The 25,713-nt window shown below is 74.4% G+C and carries 26 protein-coding genes; 15 read left to right on the top strand and 11 right to left on the bottom strand.

All coding sequences use genetic code 11. The annotated features are described in order from the left end of the window. The first annotated feature begins 94 nt into the window (after positions 1 to 94). From map to ASD19_RS08470, 6 genes are all read left to right on the top strand, one after another. Entirely contained in the window at positions 95 to 868 is a 774-nt protein-coding gene (gene map / locus ASD19_RS08495) for a type I methionyl aminopeptidase (protein ID WP_055991164.1), read from the top strand. 253 nt (positions 869 to 1,121) lie between these two features. After that, positions 1,122 to 3,713: a nitrite reductase large subunit NirB gene (gene nirB / locus ASD19_RS08490; protein WP_200941093.1), complete on the top strand. Its 2,592-nt coding sequence runs from the start codon at positions 1,122 to 1,124 to the stop codon at positions 3,711 to 3,713. Beyond that, on the top strand, positions 3,713 to 4,195 hold the full coding sequence (locus tag ASD19_RS08485) for a nitrite reductase (NAD(P)H) small subunit (RefSeq protein WP_055991161.1): 483 nt from the start codon (positions 3,713 to 3,715) through the stop codon (positions 4,193 to 4,195). The genes nirB and ASD19_RS08485 overlap by 1 nt, the downstream gene beginning before the upstream one ends. 5 nt (positions 4,196 to 4,200) lie before the next feature. Further along, positions 4,201 to 5,427, top strand: a complete 1,227-nt coding sequence (gene cobA, locus ASD19_RS08480; protein ID WP_235563012.1) for a uroporphyrinogen-III C-methyltransferase — start codon at positions 4,201 to 4,203, stop codon at positions 5,425 to 5,427. Positions 5,428 to 5,497: 70 nt separating this feature from the next. Next, positions 5,498 to 6,661, top strand: coding sequence for a uroporphyrinogen-III synthase (locus ASD19_RS08475; protein WP_442922529.1), 1,164 nt, complete (start codon positions 5,498 to 5,500; stop codon positions 6,659 to 6,661). Continuing rightward, on the top strand, positions 6,658 to 7,344 hold the full coding sequence (locus tag ASD19_RS08470) for a sirohydrochlorin chelatase (protein WP_055991155.1): 687 nt from the start codon (positions 6,658 to 6,660) through the stop codon (positions 7,342 to 7,344). The genes ASD19_RS08475 and ASD19_RS08470 overlap by 4 nt, the downstream gene beginning before the upstream one ends. Positions 7,345 to 7,363: 19 nt before the next feature. Here the strand turns inward: ASD19_RS08470 and moaA are convergent, their stop codons facing one another. From moaA to modA, 4 genes are all read right to left on the bottom strand, one after another. After that, a complete protein-coding gene (moaA, locus tag ASD19_RS08465; RefSeq protein ID WP_200941092.1) occupies positions 7,364 to 8,425 on the bottom strand; it encodes a GTP 3',8-cyclase MoaA in 1,062 nt (353 codons plus the stop codon). Between the two features lie 116 nt (positions 8,426 to 8,541). Then, positions 8,542 to 9,696, bottom strand: a complete 1,155-nt coding sequence (locus tag ASD19_RS08460; RefSeq protein ID WP_055991149.1) for a sulfate/molybdate ABC transporter ATP-binding protein — start codon at positions 9,694 to 9,696, stop codon at positions 8,542 to 8,544. Continuing rightward, complete coding sequence (locus tag ASD19_RS08455; RefSeq protein ID WP_055991146.1) at positions 9,693 to 10,529, bottom strand: ABC transporter permease; 837 nt, start codon at positions 10,527 to 10,529, stop codon at positions 9,693 to 9,695. The genes ASD19_RS08460 and ASD19_RS08455 overlap by 4 nt, the downstream gene beginning before the upstream one ends. Positions 10,530 to 10,624: 95 nt before the next feature. Then, on the bottom strand, positions 10,625 to 11,362 hold the full coding sequence (modA, locus tag ASD19_RS08450) for a molybdate ABC transporter substrate-binding protein (protein ID WP_235563006.1): 738 nt from the start codon (positions 11,360 to 11,362) through the stop codon (positions 10,625 to 10,627). A gap of 84 nt (positions 11,363 to 11,446) precedes the next feature. On the opposite strand from modA, the gene ASD19_RS08445 reads away from it, so the two are divergent. From ASD19_RS08445 to ASD19_RS08425, 5 genes are read left to right on the top strand one after another with little or no spacing between them, the layout of a single operon-like run. Beyond that, on the top strand, positions 11,447 to 12,601 hold the full coding sequence (locus tag ASD19_RS08445) for a ThiF family adenylyltransferase (RefSeq protein WP_055991143.1): 1,155 nt from the start codon (positions 11,447 to 11,449) through the stop codon (positions 12,599 to 12,601). Further along, positions 12,598 to 13,839, top strand: coding sequence for a molybdopterin molybdotransferase MoeA (locus ASD19_RS08440; RefSeq protein ID WP_055991140.1), 1,242 nt, complete (start codon positions 12,598 to 12,600; stop codon positions 13,837 to 13,839). The genes ASD19_RS08445 and ASD19_RS08440 overlap by 4 nt, the downstream gene beginning before the upstream one ends. Continuing rightward, positions 13,836 to 14,309, top strand: a complete 474-nt coding sequence (moaC, locus tag ASD19_RS08435; RefSeq protein ID WP_055991137.1) for a cyclic pyranopterin monophosphate synthase MoaC — start codon at positions 13,836 to 13,838, stop codon at positions 14,307 to 14,309. Before ASD19_RS08440 ends, moaC begins: the two co-directional genes overlap by 4 nt. Before the next feature lie 3 nt (positions 14,310 to 14,312). Continuing rightward, the gene (locus tag ASD19_RS08430) at positions 14,313 to 14,597 is read left to right on the top strand and encodes a DUF6457 domain-containing protein (RefSeq protein ID WP_055991134.1); all 285 of its coding nucleotides are present in this window, start codon (positions 14,313 to 14,315) and stop codon (positions 14,595 to 14,597) included. Next, on the top strand, positions 14,594 to 14,827 hold the full coding sequence (locus ASD19_RS08425) for a MoaD/ThiS family protein (protein WP_055991480.1): 234 nt from the start codon (positions 14,594 to 14,596) through the stop codon (positions 14,825 to 14,827). Before ASD19_RS08430 ends, ASD19_RS08425 begins: the two co-directional genes overlap by 4 nt. A gap of 42 nt (positions 14,828 to 14,869) precedes the next feature. Here the strand turns inward: ASD19_RS08425 and ASD19_RS08420 are convergent, their stop codons facing one another. The 3 genes from ASD19_RS08420 to ASD19_RS08410 form a co-directional block, all read right to left on the bottom strand. After that, positions 14,870 to 15,730: an NmrA family NAD(P)-binding protein gene (locus ASD19_RS08420; RefSeq protein WP_055991131.1), complete on the bottom strand. Its 861-nt coding sequence runs from the start codon at positions 15,728 to 15,730 to the stop codon at positions 14,870 to 14,872. Positions 15,731 to 15,876: 146 nt separating this feature from the next. Next, positions 15,877 to 16,335 carry a molybdenum cofactor biosynthesis protein MoaE gene (locus tag ASD19_RS08415; RefSeq protein WP_230667915.1) on the bottom strand — a complete coding sequence of 153 codons (459 nt, stop codon included), beginning with the start codon at positions 16,333 to 16,335 and terminating at the stop codon, positions 15,877 to 15,879. Further along, a complete protein-coding gene (locus ASD19_RS08410) occupies positions 16,332 to 16,823 on the bottom strand; it encodes a MogA/MoaB family molybdenum cofactor biosynthesis protein (RefSeq protein WP_055991127.1) in 492 nt (163 codons plus the stop codon). Before ASD19_RS08410 ends, ASD19_RS08415 begins: the two co-directional genes overlap by 4 nt. 260 nt (positions 16,824 to 17,083) lie before the next feature. On the opposite strand from ASD19_RS08410, the gene ASD19_RS08405 reads away from it, so the two are divergent. The 3 genes from ASD19_RS08405 to ASD19_RS08395 are packed head-to-tail and all read left to right on the top strand — an operon-like array spanning position 17,084 to position 22,223. Next, positions 17,084 to 18,517 carry an MFS transporter gene (locus ASD19_RS08405; RefSeq protein ID WP_082543098.1) on the top strand — a complete coding sequence of 478 codons (1,434 nt, stop codon included), beginning with the start codon at positions 17,084 to 17,086 and terminating at the stop codon, positions 18,515 to 18,517. A gap of 8 nt (positions 18,518 to 18,525) precedes the next feature. Beyond that, the gene (locus tag ASD19_RS08400) at positions 18,526 to 20,094 is read left to right on the top strand and encodes an FAD-dependent oxidoreductase (protein WP_055991124.1); all 1,569 of its coding nucleotides are present in this window, start codon (positions 18,526 to 18,528) and stop codon (positions 20,092 to 20,094) included. Further along, a complete protein-coding gene (locus ASD19_RS08395; protein ID WP_055991471.1) occupies positions 20,091 to 22,223 on the top strand; it encodes a molybdopterin oxidoreductase family protein in 2,133 nt (710 codons plus the stop codon). The genes ASD19_RS08400 and ASD19_RS08395 overlap by 4 nt, the downstream gene beginning before the upstream one ends. On the opposite strand, the gene ASD19_RS14355 is transcribed toward ASD19_RS08395, so the two are convergent. Beyond that, positions 22,180 to 22,569, bottom strand: coding sequence for a hypothetical protein (locus ASD19_RS14355; protein WP_156377157.1), 390 nt, complete (start codon positions 22,567 to 22,569; stop codon positions 22,180 to 22,182). The two genes, ASD19_RS08395 and ASD19_RS14355, sit on opposite strands and share 44 nt — an antisense overlap. Positions 22,570 to 22,868: 299 nt before the next feature. Between ASD19_RS14355 and ASD19_RS08385 the strand changes: the two genes are divergently transcribed. Beyond that, the gene (locus tag ASD19_RS08385; protein WP_055991120.1) at positions 22,869 to 24,200 is read left to right on the top strand and encodes an HNH endonuclease signature motif containing protein; all 1,332 of its coding nucleotides are present in this window, start codon (positions 22,869 to 22,871) and stop codon (positions 24,198 to 24,200) included. A gap of 6 nt (positions 24,201 to 24,206) precedes the next feature. Here the strand turns inward: ASD19_RS08385 and trmD are convergent, their stop codons facing one another. The 3 genes from trmD to ASD19_RS08370 are packed head-to-tail and all read right to left on the bottom strand — an operon-like array spanning position 24,207 to position 25,712. After that, the gene (gene trmD / locus ASD19_RS08380; protein ID WP_055991117.1) at positions 24,207 to 24,887 is read right to left on the bottom strand and encodes a tRNA (guanosine(37)-N1)-methyltransferase TrmD; all 681 of its coding nucleotides are present in this window, start codon (positions 24,885 to 24,887) and stop codon (positions 24,207 to 24,209) included. Between the two features lie 4 nt (positions 24,888 to 24,891). Beyond that, positions 24,892 to 25,479: a ribosome maturation factor RimM gene (gene rimM, locus ASD19_RS08375; RefSeq protein WP_055991114.1), complete on the bottom strand. Its 588-nt coding sequence runs from the start codon at positions 25,477 to 25,479 to the stop codon at positions 24,892 to 24,894. Positions 25,480 to 25,481: 2 nt separating this feature from the next. Beyond that, positions 25,482 to 25,712 carry an RNA-binding protein gene (locus ASD19_RS08370; RefSeq protein WP_055991111.1) on the bottom strand — a complete coding sequence of 77 codons (231 nt, stop codon included), beginning with the start codon at positions 25,710 to 25,712 and terminating at the stop codon, positions 25,482 to 25,484. Position 25,713: the final 1 nt, after the last annotated feature.

Raw genomic sequence — 25,713 nt, 5'->3', positions numbered from 1 at the left:
GGGCGGGTCGGATCCCGATCCATGAGGAAGACACAGGATGCCACCGGCCGTCCAGACGGGATCAGGGAGAATGGACGCGAGTGAGAGGACTCTGATGATCGAACTGCGCACCCCGGCCGAGATCGAGCAGATGCGGCCCGCGGGCCGGTTCGTCGCGGAGGTGCTCGCGACCCTGCGCGAGGAGACCAAGGTCGGCACCAACCTGCTCGCGCTCGACCGGCGCGCGCACGACATGATCCGCAGGGCCGGCGCGGAGTCCTGCTACATCGACTACCACCCCTCGTTCGGCGCGAGCCCGTTCGGCAAGGTGATCTGCACGTCGATCAACGACGCCGTGCTCCACGGACTCCCCTTCGACTACGCGCTGCGCGACGGCGACCTCGTCACGCTCGACTTCGCGGCGTCCGTCGACGGCTGGGTCGCCGACTCGGCCGTGTCGTTCGTGGTCGGCACCCCGCGCGACGAGGACCTCGCGCTGATCGACACGACCGAGCGCGCCCTCGACGCCGCGATCGCCGCGGCCACGGTCGGCAACCGGATCGGCGACATCTCGGCCGCGATCGCGGCCGTCGCCCGCGGCGAGGGCCTCAGCATCAACACGGACTTCGGCGGCCACGGCGTCGGCCGCATCATGCACGGCGACCCGCACGTCCCCAACGACGGCCGCCCGGGCCGGGGCTTCCCGCTCAAGCCGGGCCTCGTGATCGCGATCGAGCCGTGGTTCCTGCAGACCACCGACGAGCTCATCACCGACCCGGACGGCTGGACGCTGCGCAGCGCCGACGGCTCGCGCGGCGCGCACTCGGAGCACACCATCGCGATCACCGAGGACGGCCCGATCGTCCTCACCGACCGCGCCGGCCTCTGAGCGAGGCCCCCGCCGAGACGGCAACGCCGCCCCGAGACCGCAGCGGACCACCGCGGTCTCGGGCCGGGGATGCGGTCTCGGGCCGGGGATGCGGTCTCGTGCCGGAGATGACGTCTCGCGCCGCGCGGAACTCACACGCGGCGCCGCCCCGACGTGAGGGAATCGTTCGCTCGGGGTAATCGAACGCCGCGCCGCGGCGAAACACGCCGTTCCTACCGTGGGATCCACACCGTCCCCCACCGGCAGGAGCGAGATGACCGCCTCGACCGAAACACCCCGTCGCATCGTCGTCGTCGGCGCCGGCATGGTGGCGCACCGCTTCGTCGAGAGCCTGCTGAGCCGCACCGACGCCGACGTGCGCGTCACGCTGATCGGCGACGAGGGCCGCCACCCGTACGACCGCGTCGGCCTCACCGGCTTCTTCTCGGGCGCGGGCGCCGACGACCTCACGCTCGACCGCGGCGTGCTCGACGACGAGCGCCTCTCGTTCACGCCCGGCGACCCCGTCATCCGGATCGACCGCTCGGCGCGCACCGTCACGACGCGCTCGCGCGCCGAGATCGCCTACGACCGCCTGGTGCTCGCGACCGGCTCCTACGCGGCCCGTCCCGGAGCGGACGGCGCCGACCTGCCCGGCACGTTCGTGTACCGCACGCTCGACGACGTCGCGGGCATCCGCGCGTTCGTGGAGTCCCGCTCCGCCGAGCTCGGCCGGCCGCTCGCGGGCACCGTGATCGGCGGCGGCCTGCTCGGCCTCGAAGCCGCGGGCGCGCTGCAGGGCCTCGGCGTGGAGTGCACGGTCGTGCAGTCGTCGGACCGGCTCATGTCGGCGCAGCTGGACCTCGCGGGCGGCTCGACGCTGCGCCGCCTGATCGAGGCCAAGGGCATCGCGGTGCGCACCGAGAGCCGCACCACGCGCCTCGACCCGGATCGCTCGGGTCACGTCACGGGCCTCGAGTTCCGCGACGGCTCGTACGCCCGCACGGACGTCGTGATCTTCACGGTCGGCGTGCGCCCGCGCGACGAGCTGGGCCGCGAGGCGGGCCTCGAGATCGGCGCGCACGGCGGCGTCGTGATCGACGAGGGCTGCCTCACGAGCGACCCGGCCATCCTGGCGATCGGCGAGGTCGCGAGCTTCGAGGACCGCTGCGTGGGCCTGGTGGCCCCCGGCTACGCCATGGCCGAGGTCGCGGCCGACCGCCTGCTCGGCGGCGCCGCGGCGTTCCCCGGATACGACGACTCCACCAAGCTGAAGCTGTCGGGGGTCGACGTCGCGAGCTTCGGCGACGCGTTCGGCACCACGCCCGGCGCGCTGGACGTCGTCTACACCGACCCGGTCGCGGGCGTCTACAAGAAGCTCGTGCTCTCGGACGACGCCAAGACCCTGCTCGGCGGCATCCTGGTCGGCGACGCGTCGGCGTACGGCTCGCTGCGCCCGCTCGTGGGCAGTGCCCTGGGCGGGGACCCCGCCGCGTACCTGATGCCGGCCGACGGCGTCGAGGCCCCGACCGGCGACCTGCCCGACGAGGCGATCGTCTGCTCGTGCTCGAGCGTCACCGCGGGCCGGATCCGCGGCGCCGTGCACGAGGACGGCTGCATGGACGCCACCGCCGTCAAGACGTGCACCAAGGCCGGCGCCACCTGCGGATCCTGCTTCGTGGCGGTCAAGAAGATCGTCGGCAAGGAGCTGACCAAGCTCGGCCAGACCGTCAGCAACGCGATGTGCGAGCACTTCGACATGTCGCGCCGGCAGCTGTTCGACGCCATCCGGGTGTCGGAGCTCACGACGTTCAGCGCGATCATCGAGCGCTTCGGCCACGGCCGCGGCTGCGACATCTGCAAGCCGGCGATCGCGAGCATCCTGTCGGGCCTGGTGGGCGCGCACGTGCTCGACGGCGAGAACGCGACGCTGCAGGACACCAACGACCACGTGATGGCCAACCTGCAGAAGGACGGCTCGTACTCGGTCGTGCCGCGCATGCCCGGCGGCGAGGTCACGCCCGAGGGCCTGATCGCGGTCGGCCAGATCGCGAAGGACTTCGGCCTCTACACGAAGATCACGGGCGGCCAGCGCGTCGACATGTTCGGCGCGCGCCTCGAGCAGCTGCCGCTGATCTGGCAGCGCCTGGTGGACGCCGGCTTCGAGTCGGGCCACGCGTACGGCAAGTCGCTGCGCACCGTGAAGTCGTGCGTGGGCTCGACGTGGTGCCGCTACGGCGTGCTCGACTCGGTCGGCATGGCCGTCAAGCTCGAGCTGCGCTACCGCGGCCTGCGGGCCCCGCACAAGTTCAAGCTCGGCGTCTCGGGCTGCGCGCGCGAGTGCGCCGAGGCCCGCGGCAAGGACGTGGGCGTGATCGCCACCGAGCACGGCTGGAACATGTACGTCGGCGGTAACGGCGGCTTCACGCCCCGCCACGCGCAGCTGCTGGCCGAGGGCCTGGACGACGACGCGCTGATCACGGCGATCGACCGGTTCTTCATGTACTACATCCGCACGGCGGACCGCCTGCAGCGCACGGCCCCGTGGTTCGAGGAGCTCGAGGGCGGCATCGAGGAGCTGCGCCGCGTGATCTTCGATGACAGCCTGGGGATCTGCGCCGACCTGGACGCGCAGATGGCGCGCCACGTCGACAACTATGAGGACGAGTGGGCCGCGACGCTGCGCGACCCCGAGAAGCTCAAGCGCTTCGCGTCGTTCGTGAACGCGCCCGACACTCCGGATCCCTCGCTCGCGTACGTGCCCGAGCGCGGCCAGGTGCGCCCCGCCTCGCCCGAGGAGCGCGAGGCCGCCGAGCGCGGAGACGGCCCCGTCCTGATCGCCGGAACCACGCTGGAGGTGCGTTGATGACGCTGGTCGCCCGTCCCGAGACAGACCGCCCGGAGACCGCGGCGCCCGCCGCCGGCTCCGCATCCGGCTGGGTGCGCGTGTGCGCCCTGAGCGACCTCGAGGTCGAGCGCGGCCGCGCGGCCCTGCTGGGCGGCGCGACGCAGGTCGCGCTGTTCCTGCTGACCGACGGCACGGTCCGCGCGGTCTCCAACTACGACCCGTACGGCGGCGCGAACGTCCTCTCGCGCGGCATCGTCGGGACGAAATCCCTCGGAAACACGGCGACGCCGTCGGGAAACACGCCTCCGGGATACTCGGACGACGACGGGGCGCGCGAGGACGTGCCCACCATCGCCTCGCCCCTCCACAAGCAGGCGTGGGACCTCCGCACCGGGATGGTCGTGGAGACCCAGGGCAAGGATGCGCGCGACATCCCCGTCTTCCCCGTCGCGGTCTCGGACGGGGACGTGTACATCAAGTGGGACGGAGCGCGATCGTGACGACCATGCTCGGGCTGTCGCTCGCCGGACGCGACGTGCTGTTCGTCGGAGGCGGCTCGGTCGCCGCCCGCCGTCTCCCCCGCCTGCTCGATGAGGGCGCGGTCGTCCGCGTCGTCGCCCCCGAGCTGTCGGAGGCGACGCGAGAGCTCGTCGACCGGCACGGCATCGCCTGGGCACCGCGCCCCGTGCGCGAGGACGACGTCGACGGCGCGTGGCTCGTGCACACCGCGACCGGAAGCGCCCGCCTCGACGCCGACGTCGCGGCGTGGTGCGAGGCCCGCCGCACGTTCTGCGTGAACGCGTCGGACGGCGCACACGGATCCGCGCGGCTGACCGCCGAGACCCGCTCCGGAGACGTCGTGATCGGCGTCGCGTCGGATGCCGGCGTCGACCCGCGCCGGGCGGCACGGGTCCGCAACGCGATCGCGGCCCTCGCCGACCGCGGCGCCCTGCCGCTGCGCCGCGTGCGCGAGACGGCGCGCGGCCGCGTCGCCCTCGTCGGCGGCGGCCCGGGCCCCGTCGACCTCATGACCGTGCGCGCGCGGCGGCTGCTGGCGGAGGCGGACGTCGTGATCGCGGACCGCCTGGGTCCCGTCGACGTGCTGAGCGAGCTCGACCCCGAGGTCGAGGTCGTCGACGTCGGCAAGCGCCCCGGGCACCACCCCGTGCCCCAGGACCGGATCAACGCCCTGATCGTCGAGCACGCCCGCGCCGGGCGCCGCGTCGTGCGCCTGAAGGGCGGCGATCCGTTCGTGTTCGGACGCGGCGGCGAGGAGGTCACCGCGTGCCTCGAGGCGGGCGTGCCGGTCGAGGTCGTCCCCGCGCCCACGTCGGCCGTGTCGGTCCCCCAGGCCGCCGGCATCCCCGTGACGCACCGCGGCGTCTCGGGCGCCATGCACGTCGTCAACGGCCAGGCGCCGCTGACCGCATCCACGCTCGCGGCGCTCGCCGACGACTCCGTCACGACCGTGGTGCTCATGGGCGTCGCGGCGCTCGAGCGCATCGTCGCGGGCGCGCTGGAGGCCGGAGCGCCCGAGACCCGGCCGATCGCGATCGTCGAGAGCGGGCACACGCCCCGGCAGCGCACGACCCGCACGACCCTGGCGCGGGCGGTGGCCGACGCCCGCGCGGCGGGCGTGCGCAATCCCGCGGTGATCGTGATCGGCGAGGTCGCGCGCCTCGACCTCCTGCTGCCCGCGCCGGCCGCGGCGCTCGCGGGCGACGCGGCCTGACCCGACCCGGTCCGCACCCGACGGGCCGTCGCGTCACATCCGCGAAATCTCCACCCCCGACACTGAGGACGTGAACCACGTGCCGGACACCGCACCCGAACCCTCCCCCGCGGCCCGCCTGCTCTCGAACGCGCTCACCGGCTGCGCGATCCTCATCGCGGTCGACCGCCGCTCGAGCGAGCTCACGGCGGCCCTCGAGCGCCACGGCGCGACCGTGCAGCAGGCGCCCGCGCTCACGATCGAGTCGCACATCGACGACGCCACCCTGATCTCCCGCACGCGCGAGCTGATCGCCGACCCGCCGGACGTCGTGGTCGCGACCACGGGCGTCGGCTTCCGCGGCTGGATCGAGGCGGCCGAGGAGGCGGGGCTGGCCGACGAGCTGCTCGCGGCCTTCCGCGGCGCGCAGCTGGTCGCCCGCGGCCCCAAGGCGCGCGGCGCGATCCAGCAGGCCGGGCTCACGGCCGACTGGGTCGCCGAGTCCGAGACCGCCGCCGAGCTCGGCGAATACCTCGTGGCCGAGGGCGTGTCGGGCAAGCGCATCGCCGTGCAGCATCACGGCTCCGGGGCCGACGGGCTCGACGAGCTGTTCGAGTCGCACGGGGCCCAGGTCGTGAGCCTCACGGTGTACCGCTGGGGACCGCCGCCGGACCCCGCCGTCGTGCGCCACAGCGTGCTCGCCACCGCACGCGGAGAGCTGGACGCGGTGCTGTTCACCTCGGCGCCGGGAGCGGCCGAGTGGCTGAAGGAGGCCGAGCGCGCCGGAGCGCTGGAGGACATCCGGATGCTCGCCGCGGAGCGGCAGCTCCTCATGACCGCGGTGGGGCCGATCACGGCGGAGCCGCTCGTGGCGGCCGGCATCGAGACCCTGATCGCGGAGCGCGGAAGGCTGGGCTCCCTCGTGCGGGCGGTCGTCACGTACTTCGGCGGCGGGCATGCCCCGTCCCACCTGACGCCGGCCGGGCGGCTCGAGCTGCGCAGCGCCGGCGCCGTGCTCGACGGGCGGTTCGTCCCGCTCTCCCCCACCAGCCGCGACGTCCTCGCCGCGCTGTTCCGCGCCGGAGGCGGCGTCGTGTCGCGCACCGACCTGCAGCGTGCGCTGCCCCGCTCGGGCGACAGCGCGCACGCGGTCGAGATGGCGGTCGCGCGCCTGCGAGAGGCCCTGGGCGCTCCCGACGTGGTCAAGACGGTGGTCAAGCGCGGCTACCGTCTCAATGTGGAGGATCCCGAATGACCGCGACGCCGACCCTCATCGCGTGCTCGCACGGCACCCGCTTCACGGAGGGCCGCGACGCCGTCCACGCGCTCATCGACCAGGTGCGGGAGCTCCTGCCGGAGGTCCCCGTCGCCGAGGCGTTCGTGGATGTGCAGGACCCATCGATCGACGACGTGGTCGCCGCGACGGACGGCCCGGCGGTGATCGTGCCGCTGCTGCTGTCGGCCGGCTTCCACACGGGCGTCGACATCGCGCGGGCGGCCGCGACGCGCGCCGACGTGACGGCGACCGCTCCTCTGGGCCCCCATCCGCTCCTGGCCGAGGTGCTGTCCGAGCGGCTCGCGGAGTCGGGGCTCGCGGACGGCGACCACGTCGTGCTCTCCGCCGCCGGTTCGTCGCGCCCCGAGGCCGCGACGGACGTCGAGGCGATGCGCGAGCTGCTCGCCGCGCTGCTCCACCGGCCCGTGACGGTCGGCTACGCGGCCGGCGCCGATCCGCGGATCCCGGCGGCGGTCGACGCCGCCCGGGCGGCCGGCGCGCCGCGCGTGGTCGCCGCCAGCTACGTGCTCGCGCCGGGCTACTTCGCCAACCTCGTGGCCGACGCGGGCGCCGACGTCGTCACCGCTCCGCTCGCCCCCGACCTCCGCGTCGCCCAGGTGATCGCCGAGCGCTACCGCGAGGGCGCCTCCGCACTGGCCTGATCCACGCCGGCCCGATCCCTCAGCCGCCGATCGCGTTCATTCCCCGCGCGGGCTGGAGGAACGACGGATCGTCGATCGCGTGGCCCGGGAGCTTGCGCAGGATGCACCCGCGCAGCATGGCGTCCAGGTCGCGGTCCAGATCGTCGGGATGGCCGCGCAGGATGGGCAGCAGGTCGAACTCGGTCGTCGAGAACAGGCAGTTGCGCAGCTGGCCGTCCGCGGTGAGCCGGAGGCGGTCGCACGCCCCGCAGAACGGCGCCGTGACCGACGCGATCACGCCGACGCGCGCAGGGCCGCCGTCGAGCAGCCACGTCTCGGCCGGCGCGCCGCCGCGCCCCGGCACGGGCGTCAGCTCCCACCGGACGGACAGCGCGGCGAGGATCTCCTCGCGCGTCACCATCCGCTCGCGCGACCAGGTGTGGCCGGCGTCGAGCGGCATCTGCTCGATGAAGCGCAGCTGCGCGCCGTGCCCGACCGCGAACTCCACCAGGTCGACCAGCTCGTCGTCGTTCACGTCGCGCATCGCGACCGCGTTGAGCTTGAGCGGGCTCAGCCCCGACTCGGCCGCCGCGGCGATGCCGTCGAGCACGTCGTCGAGGCGGTCGCGGCGCGTGAGATCGCGGAAGCGGTCGCGGCGCAGCGTGTCGATCGAGATGTTCAGGCGCGACAGCCCGGCGTCGATCAGCCCCGGGAGGGACTCCCGCAGCCGGATGCCGTTGGTCGTCATCGCGATCTGCACGGGCCCGTCGGGCCCCTCGATCCGCGCGAGCCGGCGCACCACGTCGACGATGTCCGTGCGCAGCAGCGGCTCGCCGCCCGTGAGGCGGAACGTCGTGATCCCCGCCGCGGCCGCGATGCGCGCGACGCGGTCGATCTCGTCCAGGGTCAGGATGCTCGTCTTCGCGAGCCACTCGTTGCCCTGCTCCGGCATGCAGTACGTGCAGCGCAGCGAGCACCGGTCCGTGAGCGAGATCCGCAGGTCGCGGTGCACGCGCCCGAAGGTGTCGACCAGAGGGCCGGACGCGGCGAGGTCGCCGACGGGCTCCGCCCGGCGGCCGATCGCGACCGGCACCGCGGTCATGACCCTCGCCTCATCCATCCAGCCTACGGTCCGTCGGCGCACGTGGCGCCACCCGCGACATGTCCTCCCGGGCGGCGGGGGCGCGCGCCGCCGCCGCCCGCACATGCCGTGAGGCGTCAGCCCGCGGGCAGCAGGCGGACGTCCTCGGGCTCGAGCGCGAGCCGCACCGGATCGCCGGGCGCGAGCTCCAGGGCCGCGAGCTGGGCGGCCGTGACCTCCGCGACCACGTCGGGACGGCTGGTGTGCACACGCGCGCCGCCGGGCGTCGGCTCCAGCCGCACCACGCGGGCCAGCCAGCGCCCCACCGGGCGCGGCTCCTCGCGCGCGAGGCGGAGCGCGCCGGTCCAGGTGTCCTCCGCGGCGCGCTCGACGCGCACGTCCGCGGGGCGGAACACCGCCACGAGGCCGGCGCCGTCCGGGACCTCGGCCGCCGACGCCGCCGCGAGCCGCACGTCGCCGTCGACTCCGTCGGCGCGCCAGGCGCCCCCGTCCGCGACACCATGCACGCGGTTGAGCCCGGCGACAGCCGCCACGAAGCCCGTCGCGGGAGCCTCGAGCACGTCCCGCACGGCGCCCTCCTGCGTGACGGCGCCGCGCTCGATCACGACGACCCGCCTCGCGAGCGCCGCGGCATCGAACGCATCGTGCGTCACGATGAGCGCGGTCGTCCGCGTGGAGGACAGCTGATCGTGCAGCACGGCGCGGATGTCCGCCGCAGTCTCTGCGTCGAGCGAGGTGAGGGGCTCGTCGAGCAGCAGCAGGCGGGGCGTCACGGCCAGGGCGCGGGCCAGCGCCACGCGCTGCTGCTGACCGCCGGAGAGCTCACGGGGGCGGTGATCGCCCGAGCCCGACAGTCCGACGCGCCACAGCCACTCGTCCGCCGCCCGGCGCGCGACGTCCTTTCGCGTGCCCCGTACGGCGAGCCCGAACGCGACGTTGTCCCGGACGGAGAGGTGTGGGAACAGCCGCGGATCCTGGCCGAGCAGGACGACGCCGCGCCGCGAGGCGGGCAGGTGCCGGCGGCGGGTGATCACGGTGCCGTCCGGCAGGCGGATGGACCCGGAAGAGAGCCGCACATCCCCCGCCAGCGCGGCGAGCAGCGTCGACTTGCCGGCGCCGCTCGGTCCCATCACGGCGGTCACGGCGCCGTGCGGCGCGCGCAGCGCGGCGTCCAGCCGGAACGCGCCGCGGCGCACCACGACGTCGGCCTCGAGGGCCGCGTCCGCCCCATCCACGGGGTGCGTGCCGGCGGGCACGACCGCGCGGCTCATCGCACGCTCCCGGGTCGCCAGCCGCGCACGAGCAGCAGCACCGCGACGGCCGTGACGAGCAGCAGCAGCGACAGCGCCACGGCGGGACCCTGGTCGACGCCGGAGCCGTTGAAGGCCGTGTAGATCGCGAGGGGCATGGTCTGCGTGACGCCGGGGCTGTTGCCCGCGAACAGCGCGGTCGCGCCGAACTCGCCGATCGCGCGCGCGAAGCACAGTACGACGCCGGCGACCAGGCCCGGCGCCGCGAGCGGCAGCGTGACCCGCCACAGCACGTGCCAGCGCCCCGCCCCGAGCGACGCGGCAGTGCGCTCGTAGTCGACCCCGATCGAGCGGACCGAGGCCTCGACCGCGAGCACCAGGAACGGCAGCGCGACGAACACCTGGGCGATCACGACCGCCGCCGCCGTGAACGGCAGGGCCAGCCCCGCTCCGTTGAGCCACCCGCCGACTGGCCCCGTGCGCCCGAACAGGAGCAGCAGCGCGACGCCGCCCACCATGGGCGGCAGCACGAGCGGAACGGTCACCAGCACCCGCAGCACCGCTGCGATCCACGACCGCGACCGCGCGATCAGCAGCGCCAGCGGGACGCCGAGCGCCAGACAGACGGCGGTCGCGATCGCGCCCGTGACGAGCGAGAGGACGAGCGCGTCGCGCGCCGCGGGGGCCGACACGTCGACCCACAGCCGGCTCCAGTCCGCGCGCGCGACGAGACCCCCGAGCGGCACGACGAGCAGCGCGAGGCCCAGGATCGCCGGGAGCGCCAGGATGCGGGGCAGGTGCCCGGCGGCGGCGTCTCTCGCGCGCGGCGGGCGCGCGCGTCGGTCATCCGTCATGGTCGTCTCCCCCGATTCGACATCCGACACCCGATCTTGGCGCGGACCGCGCCGTCCGCGCACCCCGCCGCTCCCGCGCCAGCCCGCCCGCGGCGTCACGGCGCCCCGAAGCCGAGCTCGGCGAGGATCGCGCGCCCCTCGGGCCCGGCCGCGAACTCGGCGAACTCCCGCGCCGCCTCCGGGTTCGGCGCGGCGCGGAGCACCGCGATGGGATAGCGGTTCACCACCTCGTCGGCCCCGTCCGCCTCGATCGCGACGACGTCGCCGCGGAGGGCGTCCGTGCGATACACGAGCCCGGCGTCCGCCTCCCCCACCGCGATCTTCGTCACCACGCCGCCGACGTTCTGCTCGAGGCTCGCGGGCTCGACCGCGACGCCCGCGGCATCGAGGAGCCGCGCGCTCGCCGCGCCGCACGGCACGTCCTCGGCGCACAGCACGACGGTCACATCCGGGCGCGCGAGATCCTCGAGCGCTTGCACGCCCGCCGGATTCCCCGGGGGCACCGCGAGCACGAGCGTGTTCGTCGCGAGCACCGCGGGATCGTGGATCAGCGGGGCGACGCGCGCCATGGTGGCCTCGTCCGCGCTCGCGAAGACGTCGGCCGGCGCGCCCTCCTCGAGCTGCGTCGCGAGAACCTGGGATCCGTCCGAGACGATCGGCCGCACATCGACGCCGGGATACCGCGCCTCGAACGCCTGGGCGATCTCCTCCATGGCGGGCGCGACCGACGCGGCCGCGTACACCGTCAGCGCACCGCCCTCGGGAGCCGCGGGCGCGCATCCGGCCAGCGCCGCCGCGGTGGCGGCGGCCGCCACGATCCGGAGGGCACGCACGCTCCGATCCTGGCACGCGCAGCCGGCCGCGATGCGGCGCGCGGGCCGATCCACGGCCGCCCCCCGCGGCCGTAGGCTGTCGGCATGTCCCCCACCCCCGTCCCGCTGCCGCCGCTGGTCGAGCCGGTCGCCGCGCTGAGCGCCGCGGAGAGCGCACGCACCGCGCGGCACCACGTGCTCGCACCGCTCGGCGAGCTCGGACAGCGCCGGCTCGCCGCGGCCCACGTCGCGATCGTCGGCGCGGGCGGCCTCGGCTCGCCCGCCGTGCTGGCGCTCGCGGCGGCGGGGGTCGGCACGCTGACCGTGATCGACGACGACGTGGTGGAGACCTCGAACCTGCAGCGGCAGCTGCTGCACCGGATGGCCGACGTCGGCCGTCCGAAGGTCGACTCCGCCGCGCGTGCCGCCGCCGACCTGGCGCCGGAGGGGCGCGTGCGCTCCGTGCGCGAGCGCCTCACGCCCGAAAACGCCGCCCGGCTGCTGGCCGGGGCGCACGTGGTGCTGGACGGCAGCGACACGTTCGACACGCGCCTTGCGGTGGCCGAGGCGTGCGACGTGCTCGGCGTGCCGCTCGTCTGGGGCACCGTGCAGGGCTTCGACGCGCAGGTGACCGTGTTCTGGTCCGCGCCACCGGCCGGCGCGGCCGCGGTGCGGCTCTCCGACCTCTACCCGGCCGGAAGCGCCGGGGATGTCCCGACGTGCGCGCAGGTCGGCGTGCTCGGATCGCTCTGCCTGCAGGTCGGCGCGCTCATGGCGACCCAGGCCATCACGCTGATCGCGGGCATCGGCGCGCCTCTGCTGGGCCGCATCCTCGTGATCGACGGCCTGCGCGCGACGCAGCGCGAGGTGCCGCTGCGCGGACGCTCGCCCGAGGCCGCGGTCGCGGCGCCGGCCGCGTCCGGGCCAGCGCGCGTGCCGCCCGCCGAGCTCGCCGGCGCGCTCGGCTCGCCCGCCGCGCCTCTCGTGGTGGACGTCCGCGAGCCGGACGAGGTGCGGGCCGGCACGATCGCCGGCGCGCTCCACGTGCCGCTCGGCGAACTGCGCGCCGATCCGGGCGCCGCGACCGCCCGCGTGCGCGACGCGGCGGACGGGCGCCCCGTCGTGGTCGTGTGCCTCAGCGGTGTGCGCTCGGCCGAGGGGGCGGCGCTGCTCGCGGCACACGGGATCGACGCCCGGACCCTGGACGGCGGCATCCGCACCTGGCCGGAGCCCCTGGTCGAGCCGGCGGTGACGACATGACCGCGCCCGGCCCGCTCCGCACCGTGGAAGAGCAGCTCGCGGACGTGCTCGCCGCGATCCAGCCGAACGGCCCGATCACCCTGACGCTGCCGGGCGCTGTCGGGCTGACGCTCGCGGAGCCCGTGCACGCACGGGTCGACGTGCCCGTGTTCGACAACTCCGCGATGGACGGCTTCGCCGTGCGCTGCGCGGATGTCGCGCACGCGTCGGCCGACGAGCCCATCGTGCTCCGCGTCGTCGCGGATCTCCCGGCGGGATCGTCCGAGGACCCTGCGCTGGCGCCCGGCGAGGCCGCGCGCATCATGACGGGGGCACCGGTCCCGAGCGACGCCGACGCCATCGTGCCGTTCGAGGACACGGCCGGAGGCCTCGCCGACTCGCTCGGCGACATCCGGGTGATCCGCGCTCCCCGGGCCGTCGGCGCGCACATCCGTCGTCGCGGCGAGGACCAGCCGGCGGGCAGTCTGGTGATCCCGGCCGGCGCGCGGCTCGGACCGCTCGAGCTCTCGGCCGCGGCCGCGACCGGAGTGGACCGCGTGATCGTGGCGCGGCCCCCGCGCGTCGTGGTCGTCTCCACCGGCGATGAGCTCGTGGAGCCCGGCGCCGAGCTCGAGCGCGGCCAGATCCCCGAGTCGAACTCGGTGCTGCTCGCGGGGCTCGTGCGCGCGACCGGCGCCGAGCTGCTGCGGGCCGCGTGCGTGTCCGACGACCCCGACGAGCTGCGCGCGCTGCTCGCCGAGACGAGCGAGGCGGACGTCGTGATCACGTCCGGAGGCGTGAGCGCCGGCGCGTACGAGGTCGTCCGGCACGCGCTCGAGGGCGAGATCGCCTTCACCCGGGTCGCGATGCAGCCCGGCAAGCCGCAGGCCTTCGGGCGGCTGTCGAACGGGGCGCTGCTGTTCGGGCTCCCGGGGAACCCTGTGAGCGTGGCCGTGTCGTTCGAGACCTTCGTGCGCCCCGCGCTGCTCGCGATGCAGGGCCGCGAGGACCTGCAGCGCCCCGTGCTCCGTCTTCCCGCCGCGACGGGCTGGCGCACGCCCCCGGGACGCCGCCAGTACGTGCCGGCCGCGATCGACCGCTCCGACCCGGCGCGCTGGACCGTGCGGCCCGCGACCGCCGGTGGCTCGGGCTCGCACCTGGCCGCCGGTCTCGCGCGCGCCGAGGCCTACGCGGTCGTGCCCGCCGAGGTCGACGCGGTCGCCGAGGGCGACCTCGTCGATGTCATGCTGTTGCCATGAGCTTCACCCACCTCGACGCCGCCGGTCACGCCCGCATGGTCGACGTGACCGACAAGCAGCCGACCGTCCGCTCGGCGACCGCACGGGGCTTCGTGCGCGTCGCCCCCGAGACCGTGGCGGCGCTGCGCGACGGCGCAGTGCCCAAGGGCGACGTGCTGGCGGTCGCGCGGATCGCCGGCATCCAGGGCGCGAAGCGCTGCGCCGAGCTGCTGCCGCTCGCGCACGTGATCGGCGTGCACGGCGCGGCCGTCGACCTCGCGGTCGAGGACGAGGGCGTCGCGATCGAGGCCACGGTGCGCACGGCCGACCGCACGGGCGTCGAGATGGAGGCCCTGACGGCCGTCGCGATCGCGGCGCTGTCGGTCGTCGACATGGTGAAGGGCATGGATCGCTCGGCCCGCATCGAGAACGCCCGGATCGTCGCGAAGACCGGCGGGCGGAGCGGATCCTGGACGCGCGAGGAGGACTGAACGATGAGCGATCGCACGCTTCCCCCCGAGGCGCTCGACGAGTGGGCCCGCGCGGCGAGCGAGACCCTCGGGCTGTCGCCCGACGACGTCCCGGTCACGCTGATCCTCGACCTCGCACGCGACGTCGCGCACGGCGTCGCTCGCCCGGCCGCCCCGCTGACCGCGTTCCTCGCGGGTCTCGCGGCGGGCCGCGCAGGCGGCTCTCCCGACGACATCGCCCAGGCGGTCGCGGACGTCACGGAGCTCGCGCACGCGTGGCGCTCGCGCACCGGCGGGGAGCCGGCGTGAGCCGGGTCCGCTTCTTCGCCGCGGCGGAGGAGGCCGCCGGCCGCGCCGAGGAGCAGCGGACCGAGGCCACGCTCGGCGCGCTCCGCGCCGCGCTGATCGCCGAGCATCCGGCGCTCGCGGGCATTCTGCCGCGGTGCGCTGTCCTCGTCGACGGCGAGCGTCGCGACGACGACGCGCCGCTCGCCGCCGGCGCGACGGTCGACGTGCTGCCGCCGTTCGCGGGAGGCTGAGCCGGGAGGTCAGGCGGTCCGGCGGTCAGCCGGCCCCCGCGGTCAGGCAGCCGCGACCTGCGGCGCGAGCGCCTGGCGCACGGCGTCCGAGAGCGTGGTCGGGCGACGGCCGCTGAGCTCCACCAGCTCGGTGGAGTCGGTGTCGAGCGCACCGCGCGCCGCGGCCTCGTCGAGCTCCACGGCCAGCACGGCCTCGGTCTCCGTCATGCCCTGCGCGACCAGGGCGGCGCGCAGCGCGTCCCCCTGCAGCGGCCGGTAGGCCACGTCCTTGCCGGAGACGCGGGAGAGCTCGCGCGCGTACTCCTCGAGCGTGAACGGGCTTCCGCCCAGCTCGTAGACCCGCCCGGCCCACGGCGTGAGCACGGCCGCCGCGGCGGCGTCGGCGTAGTCGCGGCGATGCGCGGCGGCGATCCGGCCCGGGCCGCCCAGCACCTCGCCGCGCGCCACATGCTGCGGGGCCTGCTCCATGAACGTGTCGAGGTAGAGGCCGTTGCGGAGGAACGTCGTGGGGATGCGGGTCTGCCGCAGTGCCGCCTCGGTCTCGCGGTGCTCCTCGGCCAGGGTCAGCCCGGCGGTGTCCGCGCCGAGCATGCTCGTGTAGACGATGCACCCCACCCAGGCCCGCTCGGCGGCCGCGATCACGTTGCGGTGCTGGCCGAGACGCCGGCCGATCTCGGTGCCCGCCACGAGCATGAGCCGCTCGACGCCCCGGAAGGCGAGGTCGAGTGAGGCCGGATCGTCGTAGTCGGCCTGCCGCACGGTGACGGCGCGGTCCCGGAACCGCACCCCCTCGGGCGTGCGGGTGATGGCGACGATGTCGGTGGGCGAGACGCCGCGCTCGACGAGGGCGTCGATGATGTACGAGCCGAGCCGTCCGCTGGCTCCCGTGACTGCGATGGACATTCGGGTCCTCCGTCTCCGCCGACTCACCTCTGAGGCCGGCTGATTCCGAGAATGCGCCGGTGCGCGACGCGAATCAACCGACACACCGCAGAAGGATTCGGCTTTCTTTCCGATCCCTCAGGAATGCATTCTCGCGCCGGGCGCGCTCAGCCGCCGAGGCCCTTCCACTCCGCCGTGCCGTCGGCCTCGATCTGCCGCTTCCAGATCGGGAGCTCGCGCTTGATGTCCTCGATGACCTCGCGACAGACGGCGAAGGCCTCGGCGCGGTGCGGCGCGGCGACCGCGATCACGACCGCCGCCTCGCCCACCTCCAGACGGCCGATGCGATGGCTCACGGCGACGATCGCGCCGTGGGCCTCCCCCGCGCGCAGCGCGATCGCGTGCAGCGTGGCCTCCGCGTCGGGGTGGGACGTGTACTCCAGCGCCGAGACCGCGCCGCGCGCATCCGGATCGTGATCGCGCACGCGCCCCACGAACGAGGTCTCGGCGCCCATCCGCGGGTCGTCGATCGCGGCGACGTGCTCGTCCAGCCGGATCGGCGTGGCCGAGATCCGCGCGATCCGCACGGTCTCCGCCGCGAGAGCGTCCTCTGTGCCGGCGCTCAATGGTCCTCCCCGGCGAGCTGCGAGGCGGCGTGACGGGCGATCGACACCACGACGGGCATGCCGCTTCGCACGGCCGCGGGCGAGCCCGGCAGGTTCACGATGAGCGTGCCGTGCGCGACGCCCGCGACGCCGCGGGACAGCATCCCCGCGGGCTTCTCGGCCGCACCGATCCGCCGCAGCTCCTCGGCGATGCCCGGCACCTCGCGCTGGATCACGCGCAGCGTGCCCTCGGGCGTCTGGTCCCTCGGACCGAGCCCGGTGCCGCCCGTCGTGACGATGACGCCCGCCCCGGCCGCGATCATGGCGGCCAGCGCGCGCTCGACGCTCTCGGCGCCGTCGGGCACCACCACGGCGTCGTCGCAGTCGAAGCCCGCGACGCGCAGCGCCGCGACCGCCTCGGGCCCGGACAGATCTTCGCGCTCGCCCCGCGCGGAGCGGTCGCTCACCGTGATCACCGCGGCGCGCGGCGGCTTCCCGGCATCATCCATGCTCCGAGTCTAAGGACCCCGGCGCCGGCCGGCTCCGCTCGCCGAGACCTCTCGGCTCCCGGAGCCGCACCCTCCGGCCGGCCACCGGGGCGCGATGTTTCCGGCGTGTGACGAAGCCCTCAACCGACCTGCGCCCGGGCGGTGATCGAACGGTGATGGAGAGGTAACGGGCGCACGCGCGGCGCCGAAACACGCCCGCCCTACGGTCGGAATCGCCCCACCCGATGTCCCCCGCATCCGCTGACCTCCGAGGAGTCGCCATGGCCACGCCGCTCAGCTCCACCGCACCCAGCATCACCGCATCGGGCACCGCCCCGTCCGCCTCCGTCATCGAGGCGCCGCAGACCACCCTGACCTTCCGCCCCGGCCGCTGGATCGACGGCTGGAACCCCGAGGACGCCGCGTTCTGGGCGTCGCAGGGCCGTGCGATCGCCCGCCGCAACCTGGGCTGGTCGATCTTCGCCGAGTTCCTCGGCTTCATCATCTGGCAGCTCTGGAGCATCGTCGTCGTGATGCTGCCGAACGCCGGATTCACGCTCACGACCACCGAGTCGTTCTGGCTGATCTCGCTGCCCAGCCTCGTCGGCGCCACGCTGCGCTTCCCGTACACGTTCGCGGTCGCGACGTTCGGCGGCCGCAACTGGACCATCGTGTCGGCCGCGCTGCTGCTCATCCCCGCCACGGCGCTCGGCTTCGCGGTGCAGAACCCCGAGACGCCGTTCGGCGTGCTGCTGCTGATCGCCGCGCTCGGCGGCGTGGGTGGCGGCAACTTCGCCAGCTCGATGGCCAACATCACGTACTTCTTCCCGCAGCGCGAGAAGGGCTGGGCGCTCGGCCTCAACGCGGCCGGCGGCAACATCGGCACCGCGATCGCGCAGCTGCTCGTGCCCATCGCGGTCACGCTCGGCGCGGCCGGCACCTTCAACATCCAGCTCGCGGGCTGGATGTGGATCCCGCTGATCCTCGTCGCGATGTGGGGCGCGTACCGCTTCATGGACAACCTGTCCTCCGCCAAGGCGGACTTCGCGGGCGCCGCGTCCGCCCTGCGCGAGCCGCACCTGTGGATCATGGCCGTGCTGTACATCGGCACGTTCGGCTCGTTCATCGGCTTCGCGGGCGTGTTCCCCAAGCTGATCGCCGACCAGTTCCCCGAGTTCTCGACCTTCCAGGTGGCCGGGGCGTCGCTGTCGCTGGCGTTCATGGGCGCGCTCGTCGGGTCCCTCGCCCGCCCGTACGGCGGCAAGCTCGCGGACCGCTTCGGCGGGGCGCGGATGACGGTCGCGGCGTTCGGCGTCATGATCCTCGGCGCGCTGTCGCTCATCCTGACCCTGCCGCTCGGCAGCTTCTGGGTGTTCCTGGGCTGCTTCCTGCTGCTGTTCGTCGCCACGGGCATGGGCAACGGCGCGACGTACCGGATGATCCCGAGCATCTTCGCGGCGCGTGGCGCGGCGACCGCGGGCGACCCGCACGCCGTCAGCACGCAGCGCCAGGGCGCGGCCGCGCTGGGCCTGATCTCGGCGATCGGCGCCTACGGCGGCTTCGTGATCCCGCAGGTGCTGAACGCGTCGCACGCGGCGACCGGCGGCTACGTCGCGGCGTTCTGGGGCTTCGTGGCCGCCTACGCCGTGCTCATGACCATCACGGCCGTCGTGTACATCGTGCCGCGGGCCTCGCTCGCCGGTCACCGGATCTGAGGGGCCGGATGTTCCAGGACTCCCCCGCCCTCCGGGTCGTGCTCATCGGGCTCGGCCCGGTCGGCGTGCGCTTCGCGGAGGAGCTGCTCCCCGAGATCGCGACGGGACGCGTCGCGCTGACGATCGTCGGCGCCGAGACGCACGAGCCGTACAACCGCGTGCTGGTCGCGGAGTACGCCACGGGCGAGCTGGAGCGCGACGACCTCGCGATCGCCGATCTGTCCGAGCTGCGCGCCGCCGGCGCCGACGTCGTCACCGGCGTGCGCGCGACATCGCTGGATCGCGGCGCACGGGAGGTCGAGCTGAGCGACGGGCGCCGCCTCGCGTACGACCGCGTCGTGCTCGCCACGGGCGCGCGTGCGATCGTGCCGATGCTCGACGGGCTGGAGCACCTGGGACCGGACGACTCCGGCCTCGATCTCGCCCTGACCTCGGGTGTGTGCGTGCTGCGCACCCCCGAGGACGCCGAGCACGTGCGCGGCGTGGTCGCGACGGGCGGCCGCGTGGTCGTGCTGGGCGCCGGGGTGCTCGGGATCGAGCTGGCCCTTCTGCTCGCGCGCGCGGGCGCCGTCCCGCAGGTCGCGCATTTCGGCCCCATGCCGATGCCGCGTCAGCTCGACCGCGGATCGGCCTCGGTGCTCGCGGCGGCGCTCGAGAGCGCCGGCGTCCACGTCGTGCCGCACACGCGCGCGGAGGCGATCATCGCGCGGGATGAAGGCGACGGCGTGCGCCGCTTCCGTGCGCTCGTGAGCTCGGACGGCCGCCGCATCGAGGGCGACCTGCTCGTGCTGTCGTGCGGCGTGCGGGCGCGCACCGAGCTCGCCGAGACGGCCGGGCTGCGCGTCGACCGCGGCGTGCTCGTCGACGCGCGCCTGCGCTCGTGGACGGACCCGGACATCCACGCGATCGGCGACTGCGCGCACGTGTTCGAGCACGGCGGCGACCCCACGCTGCTGCACGAAGCGCACGTGCCGGGCGGGCCCAGCGGCCTGATCGGCCCCGGCTGGCGCCAGGCCGAATGGCTCGCGCGTGCGCTGCGCGCCGAGCTCGACGGCCTGGAGGCGATGCCGTTCGCGGAGGACGTGCCGGGCGTCGTGGCGCTCAAGGCGGAGCAGGTGGACCTGGTCTCGGCGGGCGACGTGTCGGCCGACCCGTTCGCCCCCGTTCCCGCGGGAGAGACCGCCCCGGGCGTGGCGATGTGGGCCGACCCGCAGCACGGCACGTACGTGAAGATGGTCAGCCGCGACGGCGTCCTCACGGGCTTCGTGTCGGTCGGGATGCCGCGCACCGCCGCGGAGCTGAGCGTTCTGTACGCGCGTGCGGGCGAGCTGCCGGCCGACCGATCCCTGCTGCTGCGCCTCGACGCGGACGAGGACCAGGGCCCGATCGCGACCGGGCGCGACGCCACGGTGTGCGTGTGCAACGGGGTCACGGCCGGGACGATCGAGGACGCGGTCGACGACGGCTGCGAGACCGTGGCGGATGTGGGCCGGTGCACGCGCGCCGGCACCGGCTGCGGCGGCTGCCGCGCGCGGATCGCCGAGCTCATCTCGGCCCGCGAGGTGGCGCCCGCATGACGCCCGCTTCGCTGACCGACGCGCCGTCCGCCCCCGCGCAGACGGCCGCGACCCACTGCCCGTACTGCGCGCTGCAGTGCGCCATGACCCTCACGCCGACGCCCGGCGAGCGGCTGCCGGTGTCGGTCGAGGGGCGCGAGTTCCCCACGAACCGCGGCGGCCTGTGCCGCAAGGGCTGGAGCTCGAACGAGCTGCTCGCCGCGCCCGACCGGCTCACGTCCCCGCTCGTGCGCGGCGCGGACGGCGAGCTGCACCCGGCCACGTGGGACGAGGCCCTCGACCTCATCGCGGAGCGCCTCCGCGCGATCCAGCGGGAGAGCGGCGCCGACGCGGTCGGGATCTTCGGCGGCGGCGGCCTCACGAACGAGAAGGCGTATCAGCTCGGCAAGTTCGCCCGCATCGCGCTGCGCACGTCCCGGATCGACTACAACGGCCGGTTCTGCATGTCGTCGGCCGCGGCCGCCGCGAACCGCGCGTTCGGCGTGGACCGCGGGCTGCCGTTCCCGCTCACGGACCTGGACACGGCTGAGACCATCCTGATGCTCGGCTCGAACGTGGGCGACACCATGCCGCCGTTCGTGTCGCACCTGCAGGGCGCGCGGGCGCGCGGCGGCTTGATCGTCGTGGATCCGCGTCGCAGCACGACCGCCCGGCTCACGGCGGACGGCGCGGGCCAGCACGTGCAGCCCGTGCCGGGCAGCGACCTCGCCCTCCTGCTCGGTCTGATCCACGTCGTGATCGCCGAGGGTCTCTTCGACGCTGACTACGTGAACCGACGCACACGCGGCTTCGAGGCGCTGCGCCGCTCGGTCTCGATGTGGTGGCCCGAGCGCGCCGAGCAGGTCACGGGCGTTCCGGCCGCGGCGATCCAGTCGCTCGCGCGGCGGCTGGCGGAATCCGGATCGACGTACATCCTCACGGGGCGGGGCGTCGAGCAGCACGCCGACGGCACCGACACCGCCACCGCCGCGATCAACCTCGCGCTGCTGCTGGGGCTGCCCGGCACTCCGGGCAGCGGCTACGGCACGCTGACGGGCCAGGGCAACGGGCAGGGCGGCCGCGAGCACGGTCAGAAGTCCGACCAGCTGCCGGGCTACCGCAAGATCGACGACCCGGCCGCTCGCGAGTACGTCGCGGCCGTGTGGGGCGTCGACCCGGCAATCATCCCCGGGCCCGGGATCCCCGCCGTGCAGCTGCTGCAGAGCTGCGGCCGCCCCGGCGGCGTGCGGGCGCTGCTGGTGCACGGCTCGAACGTCGTGGTGTCCTCGCCCAACGTGCAGTCGGTGCGCGACGCGCTCGCGCGCCTCGACCTGCTCGTCGTGAGCGACTTCTTCCTGTCCGAGACCGCGCGCCTGGCCCACGTCGTGCTGCCCGTGCTGCAGTGGGCCGAGGAGGACGGCACGATGACCAACCTCGAGGGCCGCGTGCTGCGCCGGCGCCGCGCCCTCGAGCCGCCCGCGGGGCCGCGCAGCGAGCTGTGGATCATGGCCGAGCTCGCCCGCCGGTTCGACGCCCCGGGCACGTGGGACCTGGATCCGTCGCTGGTGTTCGACGAGCTGGCGCGCGCTTCGGCGGGCGGGCTCGCCGACTACTCCGGCCTCAGCCACGCGACGCTGGACGCGCTCGAGGCGGAGGGCGTCGGCGCCCACTGGCCGTACCCGCCGGGAGGGATCGGCACGCCGCGGCTGTTCGCCGACCGGTTCGCGCACGCGGACGGCCGCGCACGGCTCGTGGCGGTCCGCTCCTACTCCCCCGAGACGCCGCACGGCGGCGAGCTGAGCCTCATCACCGGTCGGCTGCTCGAGCACTACCAGTCGGGCGCCCAGACCCGCCGGGTGCCGGAGCTCAACGACGCCCGTCCCGAGCTCGTGGCCCAGCTGCATCCCGCGACCGCCCGCGATCGCGGCGTCGCCGACGGCGACCTCGTGCGGCTGGAGAACCGGCGCGGCGCCGTCGAGGCCCGCGTGGGCGTGAGCTCGGACATCCGGCCCGACACCGTGTTCCTCCCGTTCCACTTCCCCGACGGCGCGAGCGCGAACCTGCTGACGAGCGACCGACTCGATCCCATCTCGTCGATGCCGGAGTTCAAGAACGCCGTGGTGACCCTGACCCGCGTGGTGACCGCGTAGGCGCGAACACCGACGCGACCGAGCACAGGATGGCCGGCCAGTAGAGGACGCCGATGCTCGCCGCGCCCACGATGCCCCACGCCACCATCAGGGACGCCGAGACGATCGTGGACGACTGCCCCGGCCACGGCGCCGCGACCAGCGGCACGGCGGCGATGGCCGCGGGGATCAGCACGAGCAGCAGCGTCCAGGGACCGACGTGCTGCAGCACCGAGGCGCTGCCGGCCCGCTCGACCCCGTCGGCGCCGATGCTCGCCGTCGAGTATGCGGGCGCGAACAGGACGACCGCCCCGGCCACGGCGACGCAGGCGACCGCCGCCTTCTGAAGGGTCCGCTTGGCATTCATCTCGACCTCCCGGAATGCCCGCCCACTACGCCGCGAGCGTCTGCCCGTCGAGACCGGCTCCCCCTTTCGGTCGTTGAGCGAAGCGAGCGCCAACGCCGGCCCACCCCTCCGGGCCTTGAGCGAAGCGAGCGCCAGCGCCGCCCCCACCCTGTGGTCGTTGAGCGGAGGCGCGCCAGCGCCGGAGTCGAAACGTGTCCGAACCCTCCCTGCCGACCGGCCCACCGCTCGTCCACAGGATGCCCCCGCGAGGACTTCTCCACAGATTCGGTTTGAATCGCTGATCTGCGCTTTCCGGCCCGGTGAATGTCGGTGGCCCGGAGGAGAATCGGGCCGCGACTTCGACCCGGTGGGCTCCCACCCCGGCCGAACGCGCCCGCACGTCAGAGCTCGTCGACGATTACCTGGAGCAGCAGGTCATCATCGCCCAGGCGAAGGCCCGGCAGGCGTGGATCCTCGCCGAGGGCCGCGCGATCGCCGAAGCCCAGACCCGCCGGGGTGGGACGGGTTCGGAGTTCGAGCACCCGCTGAGGTCCATGGCCGCGGAGTTCGCGGTCGCCGGGCGGACGTCAGACCGCACGATCCGGGCCCGGATGGAGTGGGCGGTCGACCTCATCGACGGATTCCCGGCCACATTCGCCCTGTTCGAGGAAGGCCGGATCAGCGAGCCGCACGTGCGAGCCATCCTCGACGCCGGCAGTCGCCTCGAGGATGACGACTCCCGGGCGGAGTTCGAGCGGATCATCCTGCCACGGGCGGAGAAGCTCACCGCCGGCCAGCTGGGCTCCGTCGCGCGGAAGCTCGCGGACGACATCGAGCCGCTGCCACTGGAGGAGCGGCACGAAGAGGCCATGGCCGACCGCTCCCTGCGGGCGGCGCCGCTCCCGGACGGGATGGGGGAGTTGACCTACATCGGTCCGGCGGTGACGGTGTACGCGATGCACGACCGGGCCACCCAGATGGCCCGCACGATCCACCGCACCAAGGATGAGACCGACGAGCGGACGTTGGATCAGATCCGGGCGGACGTGTTCGCCGAGATCGCCCTCGCCGGCCTCCCCACCGCCGAGCTGATCGACCAGCACGGCGGCGACGCCCTCACGAAGATCACCGCCACCGTTCAGGTCACCGTCCCGTGGCAGACCCTCACCGGCGTCGGCGACGAGTCCGCGTTCCTCGCCGGCTACGGACCCATACCCGCCGACGCGGCCCGCCGCCTGGCCGGCGAGGCCGCCAAGTGGACGCGCTTGTTCCAGGACCCCGACACCGGGTGCCTGAAGACCGTCGACACCTACACGCCCACGAAAGCGCAGCGCCGCTTCCTGGTCGCCCGGGACGAGCACTGCCGCTTCCCCGGCTGCCGGCAACCCGCGATCCGGTGCGAGGACGACCACACCATCCCGTATTCGGAAGGCGGGGTCACGGACGTCCGCAACCTCGCCAACCTGTGCCGCGCCCACCACGTCCTGAAACACAACTCGAACTGGGACTTCCGCCACGGGCCCGGCGGGGTGATGGAGGTCATCAGTCCCACCGGCAGGGCCTACAAGCACAAACCCACCCCGGTCGTCCGGTTCGAAGCGTCCGCGGAGATCGCGCGCGCCGACTTCGGGAGCGACCCGCCGCCCTTCTGACGTCAGTCAGTCAGCCAGCAGGTCGGGGCGACGCTCGCGGGTGCGCTCGAGGCTCTGTTCGCGGCGCCAGGCGGCGACCGCGCCGTGGTTGCCGCTGAGCAGCACGGGCGGCACCTCCAGCCCGCGCCAGACGGCGGGCTTGGTGTAGATCGGGTATTCGAGAAGGCCGTCCTCGTGAGACTCCTCGAGCAGACTCTCGGGGTTTCCCATGAAGCCCGGCACGAGCCGCGTGACGGCCTCGATCATCGCCATGGCGGCGACCTCGCCGCCGTTGAGCACGTAGTCGCCGATGCTCACGAGGCGCACGCGGCCCCGCGACGCGTAGTGGTCGATCACGCGCTGATCGATGCCCTCGTACCGGCCGCACGCGAAAACGAGCTGCGACTCCTGCGCCAGCTCGCGCGCCATCGGCTGCGAGAAGACCTCGCCCGAGGGCGTCGGAACCACCAGCACGGCGTCGTCCTGGAGGATCTCGTCGAGCGCCTCGCCCCAGGGCTCCGGCTTCATGACCATGCCGGCGCCGCCGCCGTAGGGCGTGTCGTCGACCGTGCGGTGGCGGTCGTGGGTCCAGTCGCGCAGGTCGTGCACGCGCAGGTCGAGCAGGCCCTTGTCGCGGGCCTTTCCGATCAGCGAGACGTCGAGCACATCGAAGAACGCCGGGAAGATCGTGACGATGTCGATGCGCATCGGGTCAGTCCTCGGACGCGGGCGTCTCCGCCTCAGGCGTCTCGGGCTCGGGCAGCTCCTCGAACAGACCGGCGGGCGGCGTCACGACGACGCGGCCGCCCTCGATGTCGACCTCAGGCACGATGGCCGAGACGAACGGCACGAGCACTTCGTCCTCGCCGGCGCGGACCACGAGCAGGTCCTGCGCCGGGAAGTGGTCGACCCGCGCGACCTTTCCGACGACGACGCCGTCGCGCACGACGTCCAGACCCACCAGCTGGTGGTCGTACCAGGCGTCGGGCTCGGCGGGCGCGTCCTCATCCTGGTCGATCCACAGGATGGCGCGCACGAGGGTGTCGGCCGCGTTGCGGTCGTCGACGCCCTCGAAGAAGACGACGGGGTGCTGGTTCATCCAGCGGAACTCCCGCACGGTGATGGTCTTGCCGTGCCACTGCGAGTGCTCAGGCACCTGCAGGGTGAACGTCGCCCCGGGCGTGAACCGCCCGTCGGGGTCGTCGGTGTACAGCTCCAGCTTGAGCGCGCCCTTGAGGCCGTGGGCCTTGACGAGGCGGCCGACGCGAAGCTGGTTCTTGGCGGGCTTTCCTGCGGCCACGATCAGTCGTCCGCGACGTCGACGCGCACGCGACGACCGTCCGCCAGGGCCGACACGAGCGTGCGGATGGCCTTCGCGGTACGGCCGCCGCGCCCGATGACGCGCCCACGGTCGTCCGCGTGGACGTGCACTTCCAGCACGTCCCCGCGAGGCGAGGTGGACGAGTCGATGCGCACGTCGTCCGGGTGATCCACGATCCCCTTGACGAGGTGCTCGAGCGCGGCGGCCAGCACG

Origin of the sequence: Microbacterium sp. Root53 (assembly GCF_001426925.1) — a bacterium.
Taxonomy (GTDB): Bacteria; Actinomycetota; Actinomycetes; order Actinomycetales; family Microbacteriaceae; genus Microbacterium.
The sequence above is the reverse complement of the archived record's forward strand: the minus strand, read 5'-3'. Positions and strand labels throughout refer to the sequence as shown.

What these genes read in the sequence shown, in the direction of transcription:
- map (WP_055991164.1), top strand. Translation starts at nt 95, where the DNA reads ATGATCGAACTGCGCACCCCGGCCGAGATCGAGCAGATGCGGCCCGCG.
- nirB (WP_200941093.1), top strand. Translation starts at nt 1,122, where the DNA reads ATGACCGCCTCGACCGAAACACCCCGTCGCATCGTCGTCGTCGGCGCC.
- ASD19_RS08485 (WP_055991161.1), top strand. Translation starts at nt 3,713, where the DNA reads ATGACGCTGGTCGCCCGTCCCGAGACAGACCGCCCGGAGACCGCGGCG.
- cobA (WP_235563012.1), top strand. Translation starts at nt 4,201, where the DNA reads ATGCTCGGGCTGTCGCTCGCCGGACGCGACGTGCTGTTCGTCGGAGGC.
- ASD19_RS08470 (WP_055991155.1), top strand. Translation starts at nt 6,658, where the DNA reads ATGACCGCGACGCCGACCCTCATCGCGTGCTCGCACGGCACCCGCTTC.
- moaA (WP_200941092.1), bottom strand. Translation starts at nt 8,425, where the DNA reads ATGACCGCGGTGCCGGTCGCGATCGGCCGCCGGGCGGAGCCCGTCGGC.
- ASD19_RS08460 (WP_055991149.1), bottom strand. Translation starts at nt 9,696, where the DNA reads ATGAGCCGCGCGGTCGTGCCCGCCGGCACGCACCCCGTGGATGGGGCG.
- ASD19_RS08455 (WP_055991146.1), bottom strand. Translation starts at nt 10,529, where the DNA reads ATGACGGATGACCGACGCGCGCGCCCGCCGCGCGCGAGAGACGCCGCC.
- ASD19_RS08445 (WP_055991143.1), top strand. Translation starts at nt 11,447, where the DNA reads ATGTCCCCCACCCCCGTCCCGCTGCCGCCGCTGGTCGAGCCGGTCGCC.
- ASD19_RS08440 (WP_055991140.1), top strand. Translation starts at nt 12,598, where the DNA reads ATGACCGCGCCCGGCCCGCTCCGCACCGTGGAAGAGCAGCTCGCGGAC.
- moaC (WP_055991137.1), top strand. Translation starts at nt 13,836, where the DNA reads ATGAGCTTCACCCACCTCGACGCCGCCGGTCACGCCCGCATGGTCGAC.
- ASD19_RS08430 (WP_055991134.1), top strand. Translation starts at nt 14,313, where the DNA reads ATGAGCGATCGCACGCTTCCCCCCGAGGCGCTCGACGAGTGGGCCCGC.
- ASD19_RS08420 (WP_055991131.1), bottom strand. Translation starts at nt 15,730, where the DNA reads ATGTCCATCGCAGTCACGGGAGCCAGCGGACGGCTCGGCTCGTACATC.
- ASD19_RS08410 (WP_055991127.1), bottom strand. Translation starts at nt 16,823, where the DNA reads ATGGATGATGCCGGGAAGCCGCCGCGCGCCGCGGTGATCACGGTGAGC.
- ASD19_RS08405 (WP_082543098.1), top strand. Translation starts at nt 17,084, where the DNA reads ATGGCCACGCCGCTCAGCTCCACCGCACCCAGCATCACCGCATCGGGC.
- ASD19_RS08400 (WP_055991124.1), top strand. Translation starts at nt 18,526, where the DNA reads ATGTTCCAGGACTCCCCCGCCCTCCGGGTCGTGCTCATCGGGCTCGGC.
- ASD19_RS08395 (WP_055991471.1), top strand. Translation starts at nt 20,091, where the DNA reads ATGACGCCCGCTTCGCTGACCGACGCGCCGTCCGCCCCCGCGCAGACG.
- ASD19_RS14355 (WP_156377157.1), bottom strand. Translation starts at nt 22,569, where the DNA reads ATGAATGCCAAGCGGACCCTTCAGAAGGCGGCGGTCGCCTGCGTCGCC.
- trmD (WP_055991117.1), bottom strand. Translation starts at nt 24,887, where the DNA reads ATGCGCATCGACATCGTCACGATCTTCCCGGCGTTCTTCGATGTGCTC.